The organism is Streptomyces sp. NPDC031418 (assembly GCF_055581605.1).
On the sequence record NZ_JBVIJC010000007.1, the window covers coordinates 270,699 to 292,239 of the forward strand.

A 21,541-nucleotide genomic window follows, 5' to 3' on the forward strand; every position below is an offset into this window, starting at 1 on the left:
GGGCTCTTCTTCTCCGTGGGGGCGGGGCGGGCGGTCGTACGGTCGGTCAGGCGACGGGCGAGTGCAGGCTGGCGGTGGTCTCCGGGAAGCAGCGCGGATCGTCCCAGAGCAGTTGCAGGTCTCTCGCCCAGTGCGCGTCCGGCTCGTCGGCGGCGGCCGCGGTCATCCGTAACGACAGCACATGGCGCGGGAGTTCGGCCGGCGGGACGTCCGCGACGGAGTCGGTGAGCGCGTCCAGGAACGCGGTGCCGGGGCAGGGCGGGTCCGCGGGGCCGGGCGCGTCCGGGGCGCACGTCGGCTGCGCCGGCGGGGTGTGGGCGTCGGGCGGGCAGCCGGTGCGGGGCCACAGCAGGACCGGGACGGGCACGGTGAGGCCGACCTCGAAGTGCTCCTGGGCCGCCGCGGGCGGGGCCGCGAACCCGGCGAGCCCGGCGTCGCCGTCCCACAGCCGTTTGCGCAGGCCCGCGGGGCGCTCCTGGGTGTCGCACGCGACGCGGTACAGCCCGACGGAGCGCCGGGAGTCCAGCTTCTGCCACTTCCGGCTCAGCTGGCGGCGCAGCCGGTTGCTGTGGTGGCGGGCGCGGTCGGTGACCACGAGGGGGTAGGCGCAGCCGAGCGGGGTGCTGTCGTCCGCGCCGCACTCCCAGTGCGCCACCGCCTCGTTGAGCCACTCGCGCGGCAGCACGAACGTCACCAGCTCCTCCGCGTCCGGGGCGAGATGCGCGAGGGCCTCGTCGATGCGGTGCTGCACGAAGGCCCGCACCCCGGAGCGCGGCAGCCGGCGCGCGCCCACCGGGCGGCGCTGTCCGTCGCGGTACGCGGACACCTCCACGGTCACCTGGTCGGGACCGGCACCGCTGTGGTCGATCTCCACGACGACCGGCGACCAGGAGGGAGCGGCCGGGGCGGCGGCAGCGGGGGCGGCCGCCGGGGGCTGCGGCTGCCCCGGGTCCAGCAGTTCCTGGAGCCGGTCGGCGAGCCGGTGCACCGCGTCCGGGTCCGGCACCTCCCACTGCACATAGGCGGCGGCCGCCCACAGGGAGGTGAAGCCGCCGGGCGGCAGGGGCGGCCCGAAGGGGCCCACCACGTCCACGTACAGCCGGTGCGGGTCGCACACCGCCCGGCCGCCGTCCGCCGCCCGCCGCAGCAGGGCGTACAGCCGCCGGCGGGCGTCGTCCCGGTGGCCGGGGGTGGGCACCAGCTCGCCCAGCTCGGGCCAGTACCGGGCCATGACGTCCAGCGGCAGCATCCGGCCCTTGCGCACCTCCGGCAGCTCCGAGGCGGCGGTGATCATGCCGGCCACCCTGCCGTCCGGCAGCGTCGCGGCCGCCCCGCTGAACCCGGCCACGAGCGGCTGCCCGTGCCCGTGCCAGGCGACCAGCTCCAGCCACTCGTCCGCGATCAACTGCCCGGAGACCGCCTGGTACTCGGCGAGCGTGCCCTCGTCGTAGCCCTCGGGGAAGCCGTAGGCGATCAGCCGGGGGTACGGCTCCCGGTAGGCGGCGTCGGGCGGCGCGAAACCGGCCGGGGCGAGGGGGACGTCACGGTCCAGTTCGAGTACGGCGACATCGCCGGGGTCGGTGGCCGCGCCCGCCCAGCCGCCCTGGAACACCACGGACGCGGGCAGCTCGCCCAGCTCCCGGGCGTGCGGGAAGCTGACCGTCACCGGCGCGCTGTCGCTCCAGCGGACGACATGGGCGCAGGTGAGCACGCGGCGGCCGGTGACGAGGAAGCCGGCGCCCACCTCGTGACCGCAGACGATCCGGGCGTGCCAGGCGGCGCTGTGTCTCACCGCTCGGCGGGCTCCGGGTCCGCCGCGGTCTGCCCCGGCAGGGCCGCGGCGGGGGTGCCGTGCGCCGGCGACTGACCGGGGGACCAGCTGAGCTTGACCACCAGATGGCCCTCGGTCGAGCCCTTGGCGATGACGGCACCGGCCTCCGCGGACAGCCGTACGCCGAACTCGATCTCCACCGCGTCGGGGCGCAGGCTGCCGTCCCGGAAGACCCGCAGCGCCGCCGCGGCCGCCCCGCGTACGCCGTCCAGCGCGCCCTCGAAGGTGCGCGCCGCCTGCACCGGTCCGTCGCCGCGCGAGACGAGGCGCGCGCCGGGCAGGACGCTGACGCCCTCCACCACGACCTGTGCGCCGTCCTCGGTCTCGAACTGCACCAGTTTGTCCATGACGACGCCCGCTCCCCGTTCCCCGGGTCTCCCCGGCACACCCACTCGTCGGCCGACTCCCATGCTACGGACGGTGTCCCGGGTGTCACATCCCGGGCACCATCCGGTCGGAATCGTTCAACATGCGGGCAGACAGCGGCACATGGCGCTCGTCTCAGGACCCGTGGTGGTCCACGATGCCCCGGACCACGCCCAGCGCCACCAGGTCCTGAGGCCGGATGCACAGCTGACCGGCGGTCGCCTCCACCTCCTCGGGCGGGCGCTTGAGGATCGCCGCGGCCAGCTCCGGCGCGATCACCGAGAAGTAGCCGTCCGGCGTGACCCAGGTGTTGCCGGGCGCGGCCAGCGCCAGCGCGCCGCCCGAACCGCCCTCCCCGACCACCAGCGTGGTGATGGGGACCCGGGCGGCCGCCACCGCCCCGAACACCTCGGCGATGGCCGCCCCGGCGCCCTGCCGCTCCGCCTCCGCGTCATTGGCGGCACCCGGGGTGTCCACCAGCGTCAGCACCGGGATGCCGAGCCGGTCCGCCAGCCGGATCAGCCGGGCCGCGGTGCGGTAGCCGGCCGGCCGGGTCGCCGTGCCGGTCTGCGCCGCGTACGCCACCGTACGGCCGTCCCGCGCGCCGAACCCGCACAGCATCCCCTCGGGATCGGTGCCCCCGCACCGGTCGCCGCCGATGGCGAGCCGGTGGCCGAAGTAGGCGTCCAGGTAGGCCCGGGCGTGGGGGCGTTCGGCGGCGCGGGCGCGCCGGACCGCGTCCGCGCCGGTGCGCGGGAGTGAGGTGCCGCCCAGTGCGGCGGGCGGCGGGGCCTCGGCGGCCGGGCTCGTCAGCAGCCGCAGCCAGGCCCCGAGCACCTCCCTCAGCTCGGCCGGCGGCACCACCGCGTCCGCCACGCCCGCCGCCAGCTGCGCCTCGGCGGTGTACGCGGCCGGGTCGGCGTCGGGCGGCCGGACCCGGGAACCGGCGAAGCCCACCTGGGCGCCGGGCAGCGCCAGCACGATGTCCGCCCCGGCGCCCAGCGTGGCCCAGCCGCCGCCGGTGGTGGGGTCGCGCAGCACGGCGATCTGCGCCAGCCCGGCCTCCCGGGTGAGCACCGACTCGCGCGCCACCCGCTGGAGCTGGGTGAGGGCGATCATGCCCTCCTGCATCCGGCTGCCGCCGGTCGCGATCAACGGCACCACCGGCAGCCGGTGTTCCCGGGCATGGGCGTAGGCGGCCACCAGCCGGTCCCCGGTGCGCTCGCCCAGCGAGCCGCCCAGGAAGCCGAACTCGAAGGCGATCAGCACGGCCCGGGTGCCCGCCACGCGGGCGGTGCCGCAGACGACCGACTCCTGCTCGCCGGTGCGCTCGGCGGCCCGGGCGCGCGAGGCGTCGTAACCCTGCCAGCCGAGCGGGCCGTCCGGAGCGGACTGCCGTGGCGGGGCGGGGAGTTCGGTGAAGGTGCCGGGATCGGCGACGCACCCCAGCACCTCCCGGGCGGAGAGCCGCTCAGGCATCGGTGAGCGCCCGCTTCATGAGCTTGCCCAGGTCGTTGCGGGGCAGCGAGTCCCGGTACCGCACCACCCGCGGACGCTTGTGCGGGGCGAGCCGCCGGGCCACGTGATCGGCCAGCTCCTCGGCCGCGGGCGGCGCCTGCGGGTCGGCGGGCACGACCCAGGCCACGATCCGCTCGCCCAGGTCCGCGTCCGGCTCCCCGGTGACCGCCGCCTCCCGCACCCCCGGATGCTCCAGCAGCGCGTTCTCGATCTCCCCGGCCCCGATCTTGTACCCGCCGCTCTTGATCAGATCGGTGGCCTTCCGGCCGACGATCCGCACATACCCGTCCGGCTCCCGTACGGCCATGTCGCCGGTCCGGAACCAGCCGTCGGCGGTGAACGCGGCCGCGGTGGCGTCGGGCCGGTTCAGATACTCGGTGAACAGGTTCGGGCCGCGCACCTGGATCTCGCCGACGGTCTCCCCGTCGTACCCGGCGATCTCGCTGCCGTCCTCCTCCACCAGCCGCAGCTCGACGCCCGGCAGCGGCACCCCGACCGTCCCGGCCCGGGGCTCGCCGTCGGCCCGCACACTGGTGTTCATCAGGGTCTCGGTCATGCCGTACCGCTCGATCACCCGGCGGCCGGTCGCCGCCGCGATCCGCTCGTGGTCGTGCACCGGCAGCGCGGCCGAGCCCGACACCAGCAGCCGGGCGCCGGCCAGCGCCTTGGCCAGCGAGGGGTCGCCGGGCAGCGCCTCCGCGATCCGGTGGTACATCGTCGGCACCCCGAACAGCATGGTCGCGCCGGAGCCCAGCTCGCGGGCCACGCCCTCCGGGGAGAAGCGCCCCAGGTGCTGCACCGAGCCGCCGCGCCGCAGCGGGCCGAGGATGCCCAGCACCAGCCCGTGCACATGGAACAGCGGCAGCCCGTGCACCAGCACGTCGTCCCCGGTCCACTGCCAGGCGTCGGCGAGGGCGTCCAGGGTGGTGGCGAGGGCCCGCCGGGGCAGCACCGCGCCCTTCGGCGGCCCGGTCGTACCGGAGGTGTAGACGACCAGCGCCGGGTCCTCCTCCGCGCCCCGCTCCTCGAACCGGGCTCCGGACGCCGAGGCGTCGACGTCCACCCGCGTCACGTGATGCAGCGCGGCGGGGAGTTCGGCGCCGGGGGCGGCCAGCAGCAGGGAGGGCGCGCTGTCGGCCAGGATGTGCGCCAGTTCCTTCTCGCCCGACTTCGGGTTCAGCGGCACCGCGGCCGCCCCGGCGAGCAGCGTGCCCGTCACGGCGACGGCGGTCTCCAGCTCCGGGGTGGCCCACACGGCGACCCGGCCCGCCTCCCGGACCCGCGCGGCGACCGCGCCGGCGGCCTGTGCGAGCTCTCCGAAGGTCAGCGACCGATCGCCGAACCGCAGGGCGACCCTCCCCCGGACTTCGTCCGGGGGGACCCCCGTCTCGCTGTGCTCGGCCGGTCCGTCCGCCAGGGCGGGGAAGAGGGAGGACACGCGGCGCACTCCTTACTGCCGGCCCGTGACCGGCTGTCGGGGACACCCTCCTTCCTACACCGCCACCCGGGACGATCAGTCCGTGAGGCAGGTCACAGCCGTCGGTGTCACAGAGCGCGGGGCTGTCTCGTCCAAAGAGCGTAGGCAACGAACCGATCGGCAGACGATCGACAAGAGTCACAGGAGCCCGCCATGGAAGCCCGGTTGAACGTGATGGCCAGCCCGGTCATGTCGAAGGTCTTCAAGCACTTCATCGCCGCCCACCACATCCTGGCGGACTCGACGCTGCCCGCCGGCACCCGGGCGCTGGTCACGCTCCGCGCCAGCCAGATCAACGGCTGCTCCGGCTGCGTCGACATGCACACCAAGGAGGCCCTGCACGCCGGTGAGGACCCGACCCGCCTCTACCTGGTCGCCGCCTGGCGCGAGGCCACCGTCTTCACCGAGGCGGAGCGGGCCGCGCTGGAGCTGGCCGAGGAGGGCACCCGGATCGCCGACGCGGCCGGCGGGGTCAGCGACGAGGTGTGGGCCAACGCCGCCAAGCACTACGACGAGGAGCAGCTCGCCGCCCTGGTGGCCCAGATCGCCCTCATCAACGCCTTCAACCGCGGCAACGTCATCACCCGCCAGCCCGGCGGCCACTACGAGGTGGGCATGGTGCACTGACGCCCGCACCGGCCCGCCCCTCCCGGAGAACCTGGCCGGGAGGGGCGGGCGGATGCGGCGGTCAGCCCGCGAAGGCCGGCTGGGGCAGCCCCTCGCCCGCGTCCGGGATCACCAGCAGGGAGCCCGACAGCGGGTGCGGCGCCGTGAGGCCGGTGCGGGCCGTGGTGACGTACAGGTCGGTCAGCCCCGGGCCGCCGAACGCACAGGCCGTCGTCCGGGGCGTGGGCAGGGTGATCACCCGGTCCAGCTCCCCGTCCGGGGTGTAGCGCCGTACCGCGCCCCCGTCCCACAGCGCCACCCACACACAGCCCGCCGCGTCGACGGTCAGGCCGTCCGGGAAGCCCGCGCCCTCCTCGATCTCCACCAGCGGGCGGCGGTCGTGGACGCGTTCGCCGTCGTAGCCGAAGACGTCGATCCGGCGGGTCGGGCTGTCGATGTAGTACATCAGCCGGCCGTCCGGGCTCCAGCCGGTGCCGTTGCTGACGGCGACGTCCGGAAGGACCGTCCGCACCTCGCCCGCGCCGGTCACCCGGCTCAGCGTGCCGCCGCCGGCGGTCTCGTCGTAGCGCATGGTGCCCGCCCACAGGGAGCCGTCGGGCGCCACGGCGGCGTCGTTCGCCCGCCGGCCCGGCACCGGCTCGTGGTGCAGCCAGCGGAAGGTGTCGTCGGGGTCGAGGAGTCCCACGCCGTCCCGCAGGTTCAGCACCAGCCCGCCGCCCGCCCGGGGCTTGGCCGCGCCGACGTGCTGTTCCGTCGTACGGCTGGTGCGCCGGCCGGTGACCGGGTCGTACGTGTGGATGCGCATGCCCAGGATGTCCAGCCAGAGCAGCCGGCCGGCCGCCGCGTCCCAGGTCGGGCCCTCGCCGAGCCGGGCCTCGGCCCGCACCGCGACCTCGTACGCCGCCGTCATGCCACGCTCCGGTGGCCCAGCCGCTCCGACAGCTCGGCGGCGCCCTTGACGGCCAGCTCCGTCAGCTCGTCCCGGCGCTCCTCGCTCCAGCGGATCATCGGCACGGAGATGGACAGGGCGGCGACCACCTGGCCGGTGCGGTCGCGCACCGGCGCGGCCACGCAGGACACGTCCGGGTTGGACTCGCGGTTCTCCACCGCGACGCCCCGCTCCCGGATCCGGGCCAGGGCCTCGCGCAGCGCGGCCGGTTCCGTGATGCTGTTGGGGGTCATCGCGGCCAGCTCGGCGTCGTCCGGGAGCCGTGCGGCCAGTTCCTGCTCAGGCAGCGCGGCCAGCAGCATCTTGCCGACGGAGGTGCAGTGGGCGGGCAGCCGGCGGCCGGCGGCCGAGACCATGCGCACCGCGTGCGTGGAGTCGACCTTGGCGATGTAGATGACGTCGGTGCCCTCGAGGATGGCCACGTGGACCGTCTCGTCACAGGTCTCGGCGACCGAGCGGGCCACCTGCTGGCCCTCGGCGGCGAGGTCGAGCTGCTCGGCGTAGCGGCTGCCGAGCTGGTACGGGCGCACCCCGAGCCGGTACCGTCCGGGCTGTCCGGGTACGGGCACGATGTACGACCGCGCCGCCAGGGTGGTCACCAGCTCGTGCACGGTGGTGCGCGGCAGCTGGAGCCTGCGCACGATGTCGGGGGCGGAGAGCGTCCCGTCCCCGTCGAGGAAGAGCTCAAGAATGTCGAGAGCCCGGGTCACGGCAGGCACGAGGCGTCCCACGTCCGGCCCCCTCCTTTGGTTCAGCCTGTTCGAGATACCGGAGTTGGAGCGGCATCACGTTCGATATATCAACAGGCGATCGGCATGACGAACACAGGCTAAACAGGGAGTGCTGGCCCCGGCAATGGGTCGGCGGCGACGGCCGTGATCACGGGCACCATGGGGGCATGGATCTCGACTTCCAGCTGGTGCTGCTGCGCCGCATGGCCGACCACAACCCGGGGCTGGTGGAGGACGCCCGCCGCTCGCTCGGCGCCTCGGCGGCGGACATGCGGGAGGCCAACAAGCGGTGGCAGGCGATGGTCCACTCCCGGCGGGCCCGGTCCGCCGCGGCCTCCTACCGCGCGGTCCTCGGCGCGCCCGAGTCCGTGGTCCCGCGCCGCCTGGGCGACCTCGACTGCGAGGCCCGCCGCTGGGCCCTGCCCCTCTGGCCCTCCCTGCGCTTCGAGGTGCTGGCCGGGCCCGACGGCGCGGTGTGGAACGAGTGGCTGGTGCGCGCGCCCGGCGCCCCCGCCCCCAGGCTGGAGACCCTGGAGGACCTCACCCCCTGGTCCTGCACGGTGGACGAGGCCGCCCGCGCCTTCCCCCCGGCCCGCCCGCTCCAGGGCACGGCCCCCACCCGCTGGGCCCTGGCCCTCACCGCCCCGGACCGCACCGGCACCCATCACGACCTGGTCGCCGAGTTCACCTGGGGCCTCCTCCAGCGCACGGCACTCACCGGCCGCGAGGGCTGAGCCGCCCGGGGCGCCGGCCGCCGCAGCCGGGCCTCACGCGTCGAACGCGGTGGCCCTCGTCTGCTTCTCCCAGGCGATGACCTCGTCGCGGACCTGGTCCAGGTGGCCCAGGACCGCGCTCACCCCGTCGTCGCCGAGCGGCAGCCGCAGCGGGGTGTGCTCCGCCTCCAGGGCGGCCAGGATGACGGCGGCCGCCTTGGCCGGGTCGCCGGGCTGGGTGCCGTCGCCGCCGGACACGAAGCCGCGCGTCTCGCTCACCTTGGCGTACACCCCGCTGTCCGCGCTGACCCCGGCCCCCGAGCCGAAGAGCGAGGTCCGGAAGGCGCCCGGCTCCACGATCAGCACCTTGATCCCGAACTCGGCCACCTCGTCCGCCAGCGCCTCCGAGATGCCCTCCAGGGCGAACTTGGTCCCGCTGTACGCCCCGAAGCCCGCGAAGGACATCTGCCCGCCCATGCTGCTCATCTGCACGATCGCGCCCGAGCGCCGCTCGCGCATGTGCGGCAGCACCGCCCGGACCAGCGCCGTCGGCCCGAAGACATGCAGGTCGAACAGTTCCCGCAGCTCGGCGTCGGTGGTCTCCTCGACGGCCCCGACATGGGTCCGGCCCGCGTTGTTGACCAGTACGTCGATCCGGCCGTGCCGGGCCACCACATCCGCGACCACCGCCTCGACCGCGGCCGCGTCGGTCACGTCCAGCCGCACCGCCTCCACCTGGTCCGGATGGGCGGCCACCAGGCCGTCCAGGGCCTCGGGGCGCCGGGCCGCGCCGACCACCACGTCACCGGCGGCGACGGCCGCCTCGGTGATCGCCCGTCCGAAACCGCTGCTCGCCCCGGTCACCAGCCACACCTTGTTCACGGCAACTCCCTGTGCCTCGTGCTCTCTTCGACAGGATCAAGCCTGCGGCACGTGATCGTTGCCCGTCCAAGATCTCTGGTGATAACCATCGGCTATGACCACCGATGTGCATGTCCGGGACCTGCGCTACTTCGTCACCGTCGCCGAGGAACTCCACTTCACCCGGGCCGCCGAGCGGCTGTACGTCTCCCAGCCCGCGCTGAGCAAGCAGATCCGGGCGCTGGAGCGGCAGCTGGGCGCGGAGCTGTTCCGGCGCGACCGGCACGGGGTGGGCCTCACGGCGGCCGGCGAGGCGCTGCTGCCGCACGCCCGGGAGGTGCTGGCCGGGTGGACGGCGGGCGCGGCGGCGGTGGAGGCGGCCAAGGCGGCGCAGCGCAGCACGCTCGTGGTGGGCATGAGCACCAGCCCCGGCCGGGGCGGGCTGCTGCCGGCCGTCCGCTCCCGCTTCACCGCCGCGCATCCCCGGGTCACCGTCCGGCTGCGCCAGATGAGCTGGGACGATCCCACGGCCGGCCTGGCGGACGGCGGGGCGGACGTCGCCTTCGTCTGGCTGCCGCTGCCGGAGGAGGAGCGCTACGACTGGACGGTGGTCGCCGAGGAGCCCCGGCTGCTCGCCCTGCCCGAGACCCATCCGCTCGCCGCCCGCACCGAGATCGACTTCGCCGACCTGCTGGACGAGCCGTTCCTGGCCCTGCCGCGCAGCGCCGGTGTGCTGCGCGACCACTGGCTCGCCCTGGACGCCCGGGGCGGCCGGCCGCCCCGGATCGGCGCGGAGATCGCCGGGGCCGAGGAGACGTACGAGGCACTCCTCGCCGGCCTCGGCGTCTGCCTGGTCGCGGTCGGCAACGCCCCGCTGATCACCCTGGGCGGCGTCGTCACCCGCCCGGTGCGCGGTCTCGCCCCCAGCCGCTATGTGCTGGCCTGGCGCCGGGAGGACGCCACCCGCCCGCTGGTCCGGGACTACGCCGAGGCGTGCCGGGCCGCGGTCGGGGGCCGCCGCTGACACCGCCTTCGAGGGTCAGGCCGCGGCGGCGAGGACCGCCTCGGTCACCCGGGGCAGGGAGTCCGGGTGGAGGAAGAGGAACAGGTTCGGCTCGACCAGCTCCAGTTCCATCAGGCACGGCCGGCCGTCCTCGCCGTCCACCAGGTCCACGCGCGCGTACAGCAGCTCCGCGGTGCCGGGTACGGCCGCCAGCGCCTTCTCGGCGACGCCGAGTTCGGCGTCGGTGGGCTGCCAGGGGGTGAGGTCCGGGTGGGCGGTCTTCTCCGCGTCGTAGGGGGTGCCCGGGGCGAGGACGGCGCCCTTGCGGCTGGCGTGCAGCAGCCGGCCGCCGAAGAACTGGAGCGCCCGCTCACCGGTGGCGTCGATGCCGCGCAGATACGGCTGCACCATCGCGGTGAAGCCCTCCGCGTGCATCCGCGCGAGGTGCCGTACCGCCGTGTCGTGGTCGTCCGGCGTGTACCGGGCGGCGAAGCGGGCGCCCGCACCCGAGGTCGGCTTGATCACGTACTCGTGCCCGGCGGGCAGCTCGGCCGGCTCGCCCGGGGCGATGTAGCGGGTGGGGACGGTGGGGATCCCGGCCGCCGCCAGCTCGCCGAGGTAGCGCTTGTCGGTGTTCCACCGCACGACCTCGGCCGGGTTGGCGAGCCGGGTCACCGCCTCGACCCGTGTCACCCAGTCCCCGAACTCCCCGGCGCGCCAGCTGTAGTCCCAGGTGGAGCGTATGAGGACCAGGTCGTAGGCGCCCCACTGCACCGTGGGGTCGTCCCAGTGCCGGGCCTCCGCCTCGGCTCCGGCGCCGGTGAGCGCGGCCACCAGCACCGGCAGGTCCCGGTCCTTGGGGGCGCTGCCCTGGGGGTCGTAGGTGGCGAGGGCGATGCGGGGCACGGGCGGACTCCCTGTCGTACGACGGTTCGACTGCGGGAGGCTAACAAGCGGCCCGGGCGCGGCCCATGCCGTGCGTCACTCGGGCACGGCGACGGTCCGTGCCGGGGCGGCCGCACGGCGGCGCACCGCCTCGATCTCGGCCGGCCGGCGCAGCGCCCGGGACACCGCCCCGATCTCCCGGAGCAGGCTCGTCGTGTCCGGTGCCTCGGCCGGCCCGGACGCCCTCGGCGTACGGCCCCTCGCCTCCAGGGCGTCGAGGACGGCCGCCGCGGCGGCCAGCGCGCGAGCCCGCTCCGGGGGATGGCCGAGGGCGCGGGCCGCGTCGTACGCGCGGCCGCACATACCGGGGTCCAGGTACCGGGCCAGTGGCAGCAGCGCGTCCCGGATGTACGTCTCGCGCCGGGTCAGCCGGAGTTCGGGCGTGGCGCGCAGCCGGAACGGCACACCCTCGCCGTGCGCGGTGCGCAGCAGCCGGTAGAGCGGCCCCAGTTCGCGGTGGGCGAGCCGGACCCGGCAGCGGTCGTGCAGATACTGGCCGGCGTGCGGCAGGATGAATCCGGCCGCGATGAGGATCGCGGACACCGCCGCGACCGGCGGGGCCAGGTCGGTGCTCAGCCAGTCCAGGTCGCGGCCCGTCCAGCGGGCCGTGACGGCGGTCAGCTTGACCACGTCGAAGGTCAGGTTCAGCACGTATCCGGCGCCCAGCAGGCTCAGCGCCCCGCGCAGCCAGCCGTCCAGGTCCCCGGTGCGCACCCAGTTCCAGATCAGCCCGTTGGTGATCAGCACGGCCACCGCGTGGGCGACGAGGTAGAGCAGGATCTCCTCGCGCATGTACGGCGTGTTGGCGTAGTAGGTGTCCAGGTCGCGCACCCGCTCCACGGGGGCGTCGGCGAGCAGGAACAGCACCCACAGCGCGACGATCACCCCGGAGTAGACCGCGACGACCCAGCGCACGGCCCGGCGGACGGTGGCGCATCCGTTGCCCAGCCCGCCCCGCCAGGTGACGAGGAGCAGCAGACAGGACCCGCAGAACGCGGTGATCAGCGAATAGCACCAGGGCGCCGAGATGTTGGGCACGCCGGTCAGCCGGTTGACGGCGGCCACCGTGGACGGGGTGCAGAAGACGAAGACCGCGCAGGCCAGCAGCAGCAGTCCGCCGACCGCGCGCAGCAGCGGGTCCCGCCACAGCCGGATGATCGTGGGCAGCCTGATCACCAGCGCGGCGGTGAGCACGGCGGCGGGGATCCAGAAGGAGATGTACAGCTCGCGGAGGAGCCCCGCGGGGTCCGACGCCGGCCCGGTCACCGCAGCCGGCCCGCCCGTTTCCCCGGCGCCCCGTCCGCCCCCTCCGTACCGGTGCGCCCCTTCGGCTCGCTCGCCGTCTCGCGTCCGCGATAGCCCAGAGAGCGCTGCACCGGGTCCAGGGGCGGGCCCCCGGGCGGGGCGAGGAGGGTGCGGAACCGGGCGGCGAGGCGGTGGCCGAAGTCGTCGGCCTCGGCCTCCTCGGCCTCCCGGGAGCCGTTGCGGGCGGCCACCGTCAGCGCGTCCCGCCAGCCGGGCGCGTCGGCGAGGGCCCGGGCCGCCGCGGCCCCGGCACCGGCGAGGTGATGGTGCCGGTGCCCGGCGTGCAGATGCCACAGCTCATGGCCCAGGATGACCAGTTGCTGCACCGCCTCGGCCCGCTCCTCCACGATGACCAGGTCGAAGTCGGCGAACTCCACCCACAGCCCGGTGACCTCGATCTCGTCCGGGAACCGTTCGAAGCGCAGCTCCACCGGGCGGCCGCCGCGCAGCGCGCCCATCTCCGCGCACAGCGCCCGGCACAACTCCCGTACGTCCTTCGGCTGTCCGGGCCGGGCCCGGACGGCGGCGGCGAGGTCGGCGGCCAGGGAGCGCATCGCCGAGCCGGGACGGGAGCGGCGCAACCGTGCGGCCAGGCGTGCCGTTCGCCGGCGCGCGCCCGCGATGCCCATGGGTCCCTGTTCCCCCTTCTCGCCGCCGGTCTGCCCGCTCGTCCGAGAGTACGCGCGCGGATGTGCCCGCGTCATGCGATCCCCCCGACATCGTTCAACGGGGAACGACCTGCGGATCCGCCACCGCACCGGCCGTGAGCTTGTGTTCGCCCCATTGACGGACGGCCGGTTCGAATCTACGGTCCCGTTCGAAGTTGCGAGCGGCCGCCGAAATCCCGAACAGATGCGCCTCAGTGACCCGCACCCGGCCGACGCATCACACGACACCCAGCCCGGGAGGCGAACCTTGCGCACCGCCCGCTTCACCCTGAACCCCGCTTTCACGATCGGCGACGTCAACCCGCGTCTCTTCGGCTCCTTCGTCGAGCACCTCGGCCGGTGCGTCTACACCGGCATCTTCGAACCCGGCCACCCCTCGGCCGACGCCGAGGGCCTGCGCACCGACGTGCTGGAGCTGGTCCGCGAACTCGGCGTGACCGCGGTCCGCTACCCCGGAGGCAACTTCGTCTCCGGCTACAAGTGGGAGGACTCCGTCGGCCCGGTCGAGGACCGCCCCCGCCGCCTGGACCTCGCCTGGCACTCCACGGAGACGAACCGGTTCGGCCTCTCCGAGTACATCGCCTTCCTGAAGAAGCTCGGCCCCGAGGCCGAGCCGATGATGGCCGTGAACCTGGGCACCCGGGGCGTCGCCGAGGCCCTGGAGCTCCAGGAGTACGCCAACCACCCCTCCGGCACCGCCCTGTCCGACCTGCGCGCGGCCCACGGCGACAAGGACCCCTTCGGCATCCGGCTGTGGTGCCTGGGCAACGAGATGGACGGCCCCTGGCAGACCGGTCACAAGACCGCCGCCGAGTACGGCCGGCTCGCCGCCGAGACCGCCCGCGCCATGCGGCAGGCCGACCCCGGTGTCGAGCTGGTCGCCTGCGGCTCCTCCAGCCAGGCCATGTCCACCTTCGCCGAGTGGGAGGCCACGGTCCTTCAGGAGGCGTACGACCTGGTCGACTACATCTCGCTGCACGCCTACTACGAGCCCGTCGACGGCGATGTGGACTCCTTCCTGGCCTCGGCCGTCGACATGGAGTCCTTCATCGAGAACGTGGTGGCCACCGTCGACCACGTCGGCGCGAGGCTGAAGTCGAAGAAGAAGATCAACCTCTCCTTCGACGAGTGGAACGTCTGGTACCTCTCCCGCTGGGAGGAGTACTCCAAGACCCTCGGGCAGGACGACTGGCCCGAGGCGCCCCGCCTGCTGGAGGACAACTACAGCGTCACGGACGCGGTCGTCCTCGGCTCGCTCCTCATCGCCCTGCTCCGGCACGCCGACCGGGTCACCGTCGCCTGCCTGGCCCAGCTGGTCAACGTGATCGCCCCGATCATGACCGAGCCGGGCGGCGCGGCCTGGCGGCAGACCACGTTCTTCCCGTTCGCCCAGGCCTCGAAGTACGGCCGGGGCCAGGTGCTGGACGTCCGGGTCGACTCGCCGACGTACGAGACGAAGAAGTACGGCGAGACGGACCTGCTGCACGCCACCGCCGTCCGCGCGGCCGACGGCACGGTCACGGTGTTCGCCGTCAACCGCAGCCGCACCGAGGCGATGCCGCTGGAGGTCGCGCTCACCGGGCTGGACCTGACGGCCGTCACCGAGCACAGCGCTCTCGCGGACGCCGACCCCGACGCCCGCAACACCCTGGACGACCCGGAGCGGGTCACCCCGCACCCCGTCGAGGGCACCGCCCTGCGGGACGGCACCCTCACCGCCGTACTGGAGCCGCTGTCCTGGAACGTGATCAGACTGGCGTGACCGGCAGGCCGCCGCTCGCGCTGCCGAGCAGCGTCAGCCGCACGGACCCGGGGCCCGACAGCGTGGTGAACTCCGAGAGGACCGCCAGCGCGAGGGTGTTGGAGCCCCGGGTGCGCAGGATGCCGTTCGGCAGCACGAAGGTGTGCTGGGGGCCGACGTTGTTGATGTACTGGCCCAGGTTCCAGCCGTTGAGGAAGATCTGGGCGCGGTAGGCCCGGTACGGGTCGTCGTCCAGGGTCAGTCCGACCGACGCGTCGACGTCGCCCGGCACCGAGAGGCGGAACCTGGTGCGGTACCAGGTCACCCCCTGGTAGCGGGCGGTCCGCGGGAAGGCCACCGGCTCCCAGTCGTGGTCCCGGAATCCGGGCAGGTGCCAGCCCTCCCGCTCGCCGTACAGGCCGCCGTTGTTCAGCGGCCCGCGCACCGGGTCGGGCGCGGCCGCGCCCTGGATGCGCCAGTCGACGTCCGGTGCGGCGCCCTTGAAGGTGGCCGCGGTGAGTCCGCGGGCCGCCTTGTGGGTGTCGAGCGCCTTGCCGTCCTCGTCGTGCTGCATCGGCCGGACCAGCACCGACAGCACGTGCCGGCCGGGGGAGCGCAGCGCCGCGCGGACCGGGAGCACGGCGGTCGCCGTCCAGGTGCCCTTGCGGATCGTGGTGTCCTTGTCCGGCACGGGCATCCGGTGCGTGCCCAGCGGTTCGCCGTCCAGCCAGGCCATCAGCAGGCCCTGGGTGCCGGTGCTGTAGGCGAGCGAGATCTCCTCCAGGCCGGTGGAGTCGGTGAAGGTGCCCCGGTACCAGACGTCGCCGTAGTGGAAGCCGTAGTCGTCGGCGAAGAGCACCGGCTGCCCGGCCGGGACGGGGGTGGTGCTGTACGACGTCCTGCGGTCGGCGGCCCGCCAGCCGGAGTCGTCGAAGCCGGGGCCGGCCTCCGGGTTCTCCCGGCGCATCCGCCAGCCGCCCAGCTCCGGCAGCCGCAGCTCCGGGACGCCCGGCAGCACACCGTCGGTCAGCAGGCTGCCGGAGGCGGTGGCCCGGGTGGCCAGGGGGCGGCCGTTCCACACCACGCTGCCGATCCCGCGCGGGCCCCACACCTCGATGGCCGTCGGGCCGGTGAGGTCACCGGTCAGATGCACCTCCCCGCCCCTGATCTCGGCGTGCCGCAGCAGCGTCGGGCCGTACACCAGCAGGGTGCCGGACGGGGTGTCGTACGGGAACACCCGGACGGAGGCGGCGTCGTCGGCGAAGAGGATCAGCAGCGGGGTCTCGGTCTCGCCGTGCCGCACCAGCACCCGGGTCAGTCCGTCCTTGCCGAGCGGCGCGTTCACATGGAGCGCCTCGCCGTCGTAGCCCCAGGCGGCCTCCGGGTCCATCCGCAGGGCGTCCGGTTCGACCGGGGCCTTCAGCACCACCTCGGCCATCTCGCCGCTCCGCCCGGCGAACAGGGCGACGTTCTGCCGGCCCGCCCGCACACAGAACACCGGCGAGACATTGGCGTACTTCAGCGTCCGTCCGCCCAGCGCGAGGCCGGCGGTGATCAGCTTGGCGTCCCGGCCGGGCACGGTGATCCGCAGCCTGCCCTCGACGGTGGGCAGATCGGTGGTGACCGGGTCGGTGCCGTCGTTGCGGGCGACGTACACATGGGCGCCGGTGTCCGGGTTGGCCAGGTGGTAGACCTTCAGGCCCTCGGCCGTCACGTCCGCCGCCCGGTCCAGCTTGGCGAAGTCGGGGACGCGCTGAAGCAGATGACCGATCTGGTGCATCGGCGCGATCTTGTCGGTCACCGTGCGCGCCTCGTCGATCGCGGCGCCGTAGTCGTACGACGTGTAGACCACCGGCGCGGGCAGCCAGCCCCAGGAGGTGCCGCCGAAGGTCATGTAGACGTTGTGCAGGGTGAGGCCGTTGGCGAGGTTGGTCAGGTAGAAGCGGCGCTCGTAGGCGGCGTCCCGGGTGCGCCGCGCCTCGGCATACCCCTTGCCGTCGAACCAGGCCCCGCCCCACGGGTCGAACCAGCCGCCGCCGAACTCGGGCACGAAGCCGGGGGTGTGCGGGGAGGCGCTGGCCCCGCCCTTCGGCCCGCCGGGCCCGAACAGCCCCCAGTCCGGCGGGGTCCGCTCGGGCGAGGGGTAGCCGTCGAAGCCGTACAGCCAGCCGCCCCGCTCGCCGCCGGTGTCGAAGGAGCCCGGCGTCCAGTAGCCGTTGCGCCCCTTGTCGTTGTGGAAGAGGGGGACGTCGATGCCGTCCGCCCGCACCTTCCGGTACAGGTGGGACAGGTAGCGGGCGCCGACGCCGTCCTGGACGTGGGCGTCGTACTCGTTCTCCAGCTGGTAGAGCAGGACGGTGCCGGTGCCCTGGGTGAACAGGTGCCTGCGGGCGATGCGGTTGACCTGGGTCAGCCACTCGTCGGCGTGCGCCAGGTACTCCGGGTCGTCGGTGCGGGCCGTGCCCGGGGTCGCGGTGAGCCAGCCGGGGAAGCCGCCGCCGTCCACCTCGGCGTTGATGTACGGCCCCGGCCGCAGGATGACGTACAGCCCGGTCTCGGCGGCCGTGCGCAGGAACAGGTCGAGGTCCCGGACGCCGGTGAAGTCGTAGCTCCCGGGAGCGGGGGAGTGGTAGTTCCAGGCCACGTAGATGCTGACGGCGTTGTAGCCGTGCGCCCGCATCTTCTGGAGCACGTCCCGCCACAGCGAGGGGCTCGGCAGCCGGAAGGGGTGCAGTTCACCGGACCACACCACCAGCCGCCGCCCGTCCACGAGCAGCGAGTAGCGGTCGTAACCGATGGTGTGCCGTGCTCCGTCGGCCCTCGGCGGTGCGGGCGCCGGGCCGGTCGGCACACTGTGCGCCGCGTACGCCGTGGGCGTACCGGTGCCGCCGCTGCCGTCGAGGACGAGCCCCAGCGCGGCGGAGCCGGCAAGGGCACTGAAGGTACGTCTGCTGAGCGCCAAGGTGGATCCTCCCGGGCGATCTTACGGGGCGCGGGTCAGGTCATTGTCCACATGGGGGCGCCCCGCGGCGGACGCGGGAGGAGCTCGGCGCGGGATGATCACCCGCGGTGCGGTGCCGCTCGGCTCAGCGGACGTCGCCGAGGGAGACCAGCAGGGTGCGCAGCAGCCGGTTGAACTCCTCGGCCTCCTGCTCGTCCAGGCCGGAGAGCATTCTGCGCTGGTTGCGCACATGTCCCTGCACGGTCGTGTCGACCAGCTCGCGGCCCTCGTCGGTCAGGGCGATGTGCAGGCTGCGCCGGTCCCCGGGGACGGCCTCGCGGGTGACCAGGCCGCGGCCGACGAGGCGGTCGATGCGGTTGGTCAGCGCGGCCGATCCGATCATGACGCTGGCGGCCAGCTCCTTGGCCGTGAGCGGCCGGCCGTTGCGGCGGAGCGTGGCGAGCACATCGAACTCCCAGGTCTCCATGCCGTACTGCGCGAAGTAGTCCTTCAGTTGTGTGCTGACCACCCGGGACAGACGCAGCACCCGGCCGATCGCGCCCATCGCGTCGAGATCCAGGTCCTTGCGCTGGGCGGCCCACTGGTCGAGGAACTCGTCGACGCTGTCGCGCATGTTGGTCACCTCACCTTCACTTTGCTTCATCGAGATTAATTCGACGTGGAACTGTTTGACCCCAGGCTAGAGGGTGTCATACCTTTTCGATGCCAGATAGTTCGACGTCGAAAGATGGGGGGTCTAGCTGTGGGTATTCCTTCCGCGGACCACGCCACCGTGTCCCGAATCATCCGCTCCCGGCGAAGCATCCGTCACTACCTGCCGGATCCCGTGCCCGCCGAGCTGCTGCGGGAACTGGTGGAACTCGCCCTGGAAGCGCCGTCGAGCTTCAATCTCCAGTCCCGGTCGATCGTGGTCGTGGCCGGCGAGGAGGGCCGCAAGGCGCTCACCGCGGCCACCGGCGGCCAGCCGCACCCGCAGGAGGCCCCGGTGACCCTGGTCTTCGTGGCCGAGTCCGGCTCCTGGCGCGAGGACCGCGGCGACATCTGGGAGCAGGCGCGGCGCAGCGGTGCGTGGTCGGAGCGGTTCGCCGCGGCCTCGCCGGACGACGTGCGCGCCTTCTACGAGGACCCGCGCCGGCGCGGCCTCGAACGCGAGTACGCCGTCAAGGACGCCATGATCGCCGCGTCCTTCCTGATGATCGCCGCGCACGCCGCCGGGCTGGCCACCAGCCCGCTGGGCGGCTGGGACGAGGCCGAGGTCAAGCGGGCCATCGGCATCCCGGACCGCGACGACCTGCACATCGCCCTGCTCATGCCGCTCGGCCGCCCGGCCGAGACCCGGCTCCACCCCGGCCGCCGCAGCACCGAGCTGACGGTCCACCAGGAGACGTACGGCCGGTAGGAGACGTACGGCCGGTAGGGGACCGGCACGGTACATCCGCACATCACGCGCACCCGCGCGTCCCACAGGGGGGAATGGTCACATGACCACTGTCAACAAGCTCGTCCAGGTCGCCGGTGTCATCGACGCCGACGAAGCCGACCTGATCATCGGGGAGGGCGCGGACTGGCTCGGCTTCGCGCTGCGCCTGCCGTCCGGCAAGGACGACATCCCCGAGCAGGACGCCGCCGCCATCATCAAGGGCCTGAAGGCCCCGCACGCCGGCGTGCTCATCAGCTACCTCACCGAGGCCGACGAGATCAGCGAGTTCTGCACCGAACTCGGCGTCGTCGCCGTCCAGTTGCACGGAGACGTGGAGACCGGCCAGCTGCGCCGGCTGAAGGAGCTGCGGTCCGACCTGTTCGTGCTCAAGTCCCTCGTGGTCAAGCAGGACAACGCCGAGGAACTGCTGAAGCTGGTCGACGACACCCACCCGTACGTCGACATGTACATCACGGACACCTTCGACCCGAGGACCGGAGCCAAGGGCGCCACCGGACTCACCCACGACTGGAACGTCTCCGCCGAACTGGTCCGCCGCTCGCCCAAGCCGCTGATGATGGCGGGCGGTCTCAACCCGGAGAACGTCGGCGACGCGATCCGCGCGGTCCGGCCCGCCGCGGTCGACGCGCACACCGGCCTGGAGGGCCCCGACGGCCGCAAGGACCGCGCCAAGGTCGCGAAGTTCGTCGCCGAGGCCCGCCGGGCCTTCGACGAGATCGGCTGAGCATCCCGCCGGGTGGGCGCCCGGCCGCGCGCGCGACACGATCCGGGCGCCCCCCGTCACCCGCGTACCCGTCGACAGCCGACCCCGAGGAGTCCGACGTGACCACGGGCCACAACGTGCATCTCATCCCGCAGACCGACCAGCTGCGCGCCATCCACACCATCATCCGGGACCGGGACTGCCCCCGCGCCGAGTTCGTCTTCTACGCGCGCCGGGTCATCCGCCTGCTGCTCGAACACGGCCTCGACCTCCTGCCGTTCACCAAGAAGGAGGTCACCACCCCGGTCGGCGCCACCTACCACGGACTCGAGTTCGCCTCGAAGATCTGCGCGGTGCCCGTCATCCGCGCCGGCGAGGCCATGGAGAGCGAACTCCGCGACATCCACCCCGGCATCCGCATCGGCAAGATCCTCATCCAGCGCGACAAGCGGACCAAGCTGCCGCACCTGTACTACAAGCACCTGCCCGACGACATCGCCGAGCGCCATGTGCTGCTGCTCGAACCCATGCTGGCCACCGCCGGATCCGCGCTCGCCGCCGTCGACGTGCTGATCGACGCCGGGGTGCGCGAGGAGCACATCGTCATGGTCAATTTCCTGTCCTCCCCCGAAGGACTGCGCAGGGTCGCCCAGGAACGGCCCCGCATGAAGATCGTCACCAGCGCGATCGAGGACCGGCTCAACGAGCACGCGTTCATGATCCCCGGCATCGGCGACTTCGGCGACCGCTTCTTCGGGACCACCGATTCCGGAGCCAAGAAGTGAGCAGTCAACGCCTCGCGGCGACCTCCGCGGTCACCGCCCTCGCCCCCGCCGTCTGGGGCTCCACCTACCTCGTCACCACCGAGTTCCTGCCCCCGGACCGGCCGCTGCTGGCCTCCACCCTGCGGGCGCTGCCGGCCGGCCTGATCCTGCTGCTGGTCACCCGGAAACTGCCCCAGGGCATCTGGTGGTGGCGGGCCGTCGTGCTCGGCGTGCTGAACATCGGCGCGTTCTTCTACTTCCTCTTCCTCGCCGCCTACCACCTGCCCGGCGGAGTGGCCGCGCTGGTGATGTCCATCCAGCCGATGATCGTGCTCCTGCTCGGCGCCGTCCTGCTGAAGGACCGCATCCGGCCGCTGCACATCGCCTCCTGTCTGCTGGCCGCCGCCGGTGTCGCCCTGCTCGTGCTCCAGCCGCACGCCGGCCTCGACGGCATCGGCGTCCTGGCGGGCCTGCTCGGCGCCCTGTGCATGGCCTCCGGCATCGTGCTGACCAAGAAGTGGGGGCGCCCCGAGGGCGTCAATCTGCTGACCTTCACCGGCTGGCAGCTCACCGTCGGCGGACTGGCCCTGCTGCCCGTCACCCTCGCCAGCGAGGACCTGCCGGACCACCTCACCTGGCGCAACATCGGCGGCTTCGCCTACCTCTGCATCATCGGCGCGCTCATCGCCTACGTGCTGTGGTTCCGCGGACTGTCCAAGCTGCCCGCGCTCGCCGCGTCCTTCCTGTCCTTCGCCTCGCCGCTGTGCGCGACCGTCCTCGGCTACCTCTTCCTCGATCAGACCCTGCGCCCGCTCCAGCTGCTCGGCGGCGCCGCCGTGATCGGTGCCGTCGTCCTCGCCCAGCCCCGCAGCCGCACCCGTAAGAGAGACACCACATCAAAGGCGCCTACGACCCGTGCCACGAGCCGGGTCTAGG

The 21,541-nt window shown here is 73.7% G+C and carries 20 protein-coding genes; 8 read left to right on the forward strand and 12 right to left on the reverse strand.

Annotated elements, in window-relative coordinates:
• Positions 1 to 46: 46 nt before the first annotated feature.
• The 4 genes from ACZ5CZ_RS12170 to ACZ5CZ_RS12185 form a co-directional block, all read right to left on the reverse strand.
• A complete protein-coding gene (locus tag ACZ5CZ_RS12170) occupies positions 47 to 1,792 on the reverse strand; it encodes a VMAP-C domain-containing protein (protein ID WP_468941881.1) in 1,746 nt (581 codons plus the stop codon).
• Positions 1,789 to 2,178: a CU044_2847 family protein gene (locus ACZ5CZ_RS12175; RefSeq protein WP_450787875.1), complete on the reverse strand. Its 390-nt coding sequence runs from the start codon at positions 2,176 to 2,178 to the stop codon at positions 1,789 to 1,791. Before ACZ5CZ_RS12175 ends, ACZ5CZ_RS12170 begins: the two co-directional genes overlap by 4 nt.
• A gap of 154 nt (positions 2,179 to 2,332) precedes the next feature.
• Entirely contained in the window at positions 2,333 to 3,676 is a 1,344-nt protein-coding gene (locus ACZ5CZ_RS12180) for a carboxyl transferase domain-containing protein (RefSeq protein WP_468941885.1), read from the reverse strand.
• The gene (locus ACZ5CZ_RS12185) at positions 3,669 to 5,153 is read right to left on the reverse strand and encodes an acyl-CoA synthetase (protein WP_468941888.1); all 1,485 of its coding nucleotides are present in this window, start codon (positions 5,151 to 5,153) and stop codon (positions 3,669 to 3,671) included. Before ACZ5CZ_RS12185 ends, ACZ5CZ_RS12180 begins: the two co-directional genes overlap by 8 nt.
• A gap of 192 nt (positions 5,154 to 5,345) precedes the next feature.
• Here ACZ5CZ_RS12185 and ACZ5CZ_RS12190 point away from each other — a divergent pair, with 192 nt between their 5' ends.
• The gene (locus ACZ5CZ_RS12190) at positions 5,346 to 5,819 is read left to right on the forward strand and encodes a carboxymuconolactone decarboxylase family protein (protein ID WP_468941891.1); all 474 of its coding nucleotides are present in this window, start codon (positions 5,346 to 5,348) and stop codon (positions 5,817 to 5,819) included.
• 61 nt (positions 5,820 to 5,880) lie between these two features.
• Here the strand turns inward: ACZ5CZ_RS12190 and ACZ5CZ_RS12195 are convergent, their stop codons facing one another.
• Complete coding sequence (locus tag ACZ5CZ_RS12195) at positions 5,881 to 6,729, reverse strand: SMP-30/gluconolactonase/LRE family protein (RefSeq protein ID WP_468941894.1); 849 nt, start codon at positions 6,727 to 6,729, stop codon at positions 5,881 to 5,883.
• Entirely contained in the window at positions 6,726 to 7,499 is a 774-nt protein-coding gene (locus ACZ5CZ_RS12200; protein ID WP_385844767.1) for an IclR family transcriptional regulator, read from the reverse strand. Before ACZ5CZ_RS12200 ends, ACZ5CZ_RS12195 begins: the two co-directional genes overlap by 4 nt.
• 167 nt (positions 7,500 to 7,666) lie before the next feature.
• Between ACZ5CZ_RS12200 and ACZ5CZ_RS12205 the strand changes: the two genes are divergently transcribed.
• Entirely contained in the window at positions 7,667 to 8,233 is a 567-nt protein-coding gene (locus ACZ5CZ_RS12205; RefSeq protein WP_468941899.1) for a hypothetical protein, read from the forward strand.
• A 33-nt stretch (positions 8,234 to 8,266) separates the two neighbouring features.
• Here the strand turns inward: ACZ5CZ_RS12205 and ACZ5CZ_RS12210 are convergent, their stop codons facing one another.
• Positions 8,267 to 9,094 (reverse strand): oxidoreductase, encoded by an 828-nt coding sequence (locus ACZ5CZ_RS12210; RefSeq protein ID WP_385844769.1) that lies wholly within the window; start codon positions 9,092 to 9,094, stop codon positions 8,267 to 8,269.
• A 94-nt stretch (positions 9,095 to 9,188) separates the two neighbouring features.
• Here ACZ5CZ_RS12210 and ACZ5CZ_RS12215 point away from each other — a divergent pair, with 94 nt between their 5' ends.
• Positions 9,189 to 10,097 carry a LysR family transcriptional regulator gene (locus ACZ5CZ_RS12215; protein WP_468941903.1) on the forward strand — a complete coding sequence of 303 codons (909 nt, stop codon included), beginning with the start codon at positions 9,189 to 9,191 and terminating at the stop codon, positions 10,095 to 10,097.
• A 15-nt stretch (positions 10,098 to 10,112) separates the two neighbouring features.
• Here the strand turns inward: ACZ5CZ_RS12215 and ACZ5CZ_RS12220 are convergent, their stop codons facing one another.
• From ACZ5CZ_RS12220 to ACZ5CZ_RS12230, 3 genes are all read right to left on the reverse strand, one after another.
• The gene (locus ACZ5CZ_RS12220; protein ID WP_468941906.1) at positions 10,113 to 10,982 is read right to left on the reverse strand and encodes an ATP-grasp domain-containing protein; all 870 of its coding nucleotides are present in this window, start codon (positions 10,980 to 10,982) and stop codon (positions 10,113 to 10,115) included.
• Between the two features lie 75 nt (positions 10,983 to 11,057).
• Positions 11,058 to 12,287, reverse strand: a complete 1,230-nt coding sequence (locus ACZ5CZ_RS12225; RefSeq protein ID WP_468941909.1) for an MAB_1171c family putative transporter — start codon at positions 12,285 to 12,287, stop codon at positions 11,058 to 11,060.
• Positions 12,284 to 12,955, reverse strand: a complete 672-nt coding sequence (locus ACZ5CZ_RS12230) for a toxin-antitoxin system, toxin component family protein (protein WP_385844774.1) — start codon at positions 12,953 to 12,955, stop codon at positions 12,284 to 12,286. The genes ACZ5CZ_RS12225 and ACZ5CZ_RS12230 overlap by 4 nt, the downstream gene beginning before the upstream one ends.
• Positions 12,956 to 13,241: 286 nt before the next feature.
• Here ACZ5CZ_RS12230 and arfA point away from each other — a divergent pair, with 286 nt between their 5' ends.
• Positions 13,242 to 14,756 carry an arabinosylfuranosidase ArfA gene (gene arfA / locus ACZ5CZ_RS12235; RefSeq protein ID WP_468941913.1) on the forward strand — a complete coding sequence of 505 codons (1,515 nt, stop codon included), beginning with the start codon at positions 13,242 to 13,244 and terminating at the stop codon, positions 14,754 to 14,756.
• On the opposite strand, the gene ACZ5CZ_RS12240 is transcribed toward arfA, so the two are convergent.
• Both ACZ5CZ_RS12240 and ACZ5CZ_RS12245 read right to left on the reverse strand, forming a co-directional pair.
• On the reverse strand, positions 14,743 to 17,697 hold the full coding sequence (locus ACZ5CZ_RS12240) for a glycoside hydrolase family 35 protein (RefSeq protein ID WP_468941916.1): 2,955 nt from the start codon (positions 17,695 to 17,697) through the stop codon (positions 14,743 to 14,745). The two genes, arfA and ACZ5CZ_RS12240, sit on opposite strands and share 14 nt — an antisense overlap.
• 124 nt (positions 17,698 to 17,821) lie before the next feature.
• Positions 17,822 to 18,310, reverse strand: a complete 489-nt coding sequence (locus ACZ5CZ_RS12245; RefSeq protein WP_385844778.1) for a MarR family winged helix-turn-helix transcriptional regulator — start codon at positions 18,308 to 18,310, stop codon at positions 17,822 to 17,824.
• Between the two features lie 159 nt (positions 18,311 to 18,469).
• On the opposite strand from ACZ5CZ_RS12245, the gene ACZ5CZ_RS12250 reads away from it, so the two are divergent.
• From ACZ5CZ_RS12250 to ACZ5CZ_RS12265, 4 genes are all read left to right on the forward strand, one after another.
• The gene (locus ACZ5CZ_RS12250; protein WP_468941920.1) at positions 18,470 to 19,096 is read left to right on the forward strand and encodes a nitroreductase family protein; all 627 of its coding nucleotides are present in this window, start codon (positions 18,470 to 18,472) and stop codon (positions 19,094 to 19,096) included.
• Positions 19,097 to 19,178: 82 nt separating this feature from the next.
• Positions 19,179 to 19,862 (forward strand): phosphoribosylanthranilate isomerase, encoded by a 684-nt coding sequence (locus ACZ5CZ_RS12255; RefSeq protein ID WP_468941923.1) that lies wholly within the window; start codon positions 19,179 to 19,181, stop codon positions 19,860 to 19,862.
• A gap of 116 nt (positions 19,863 to 19,978) precedes the next feature.
• Positions 19,979 to 20,626, forward strand: coding sequence for a uracil phosphoribosyltransferase (gene upp, locus ACZ5CZ_RS12260; protein ID WP_385844816.1), 648 nt, complete (start codon positions 19,979 to 19,981; stop codon positions 20,624 to 20,626).
• A complete protein-coding gene (locus tag ACZ5CZ_RS12265) occupies positions 20,623 to 21,540 on the forward strand; it encodes a DMT family transporter (RefSeq protein ID WP_385844782.1) in 918 nt (305 codons plus the stop codon). The genes upp and ACZ5CZ_RS12265 overlap by 4 nt, the downstream gene beginning before the upstream one ends.
• The last annotated feature ends 1 nt before the right edge of the window (position 21,541 follow it).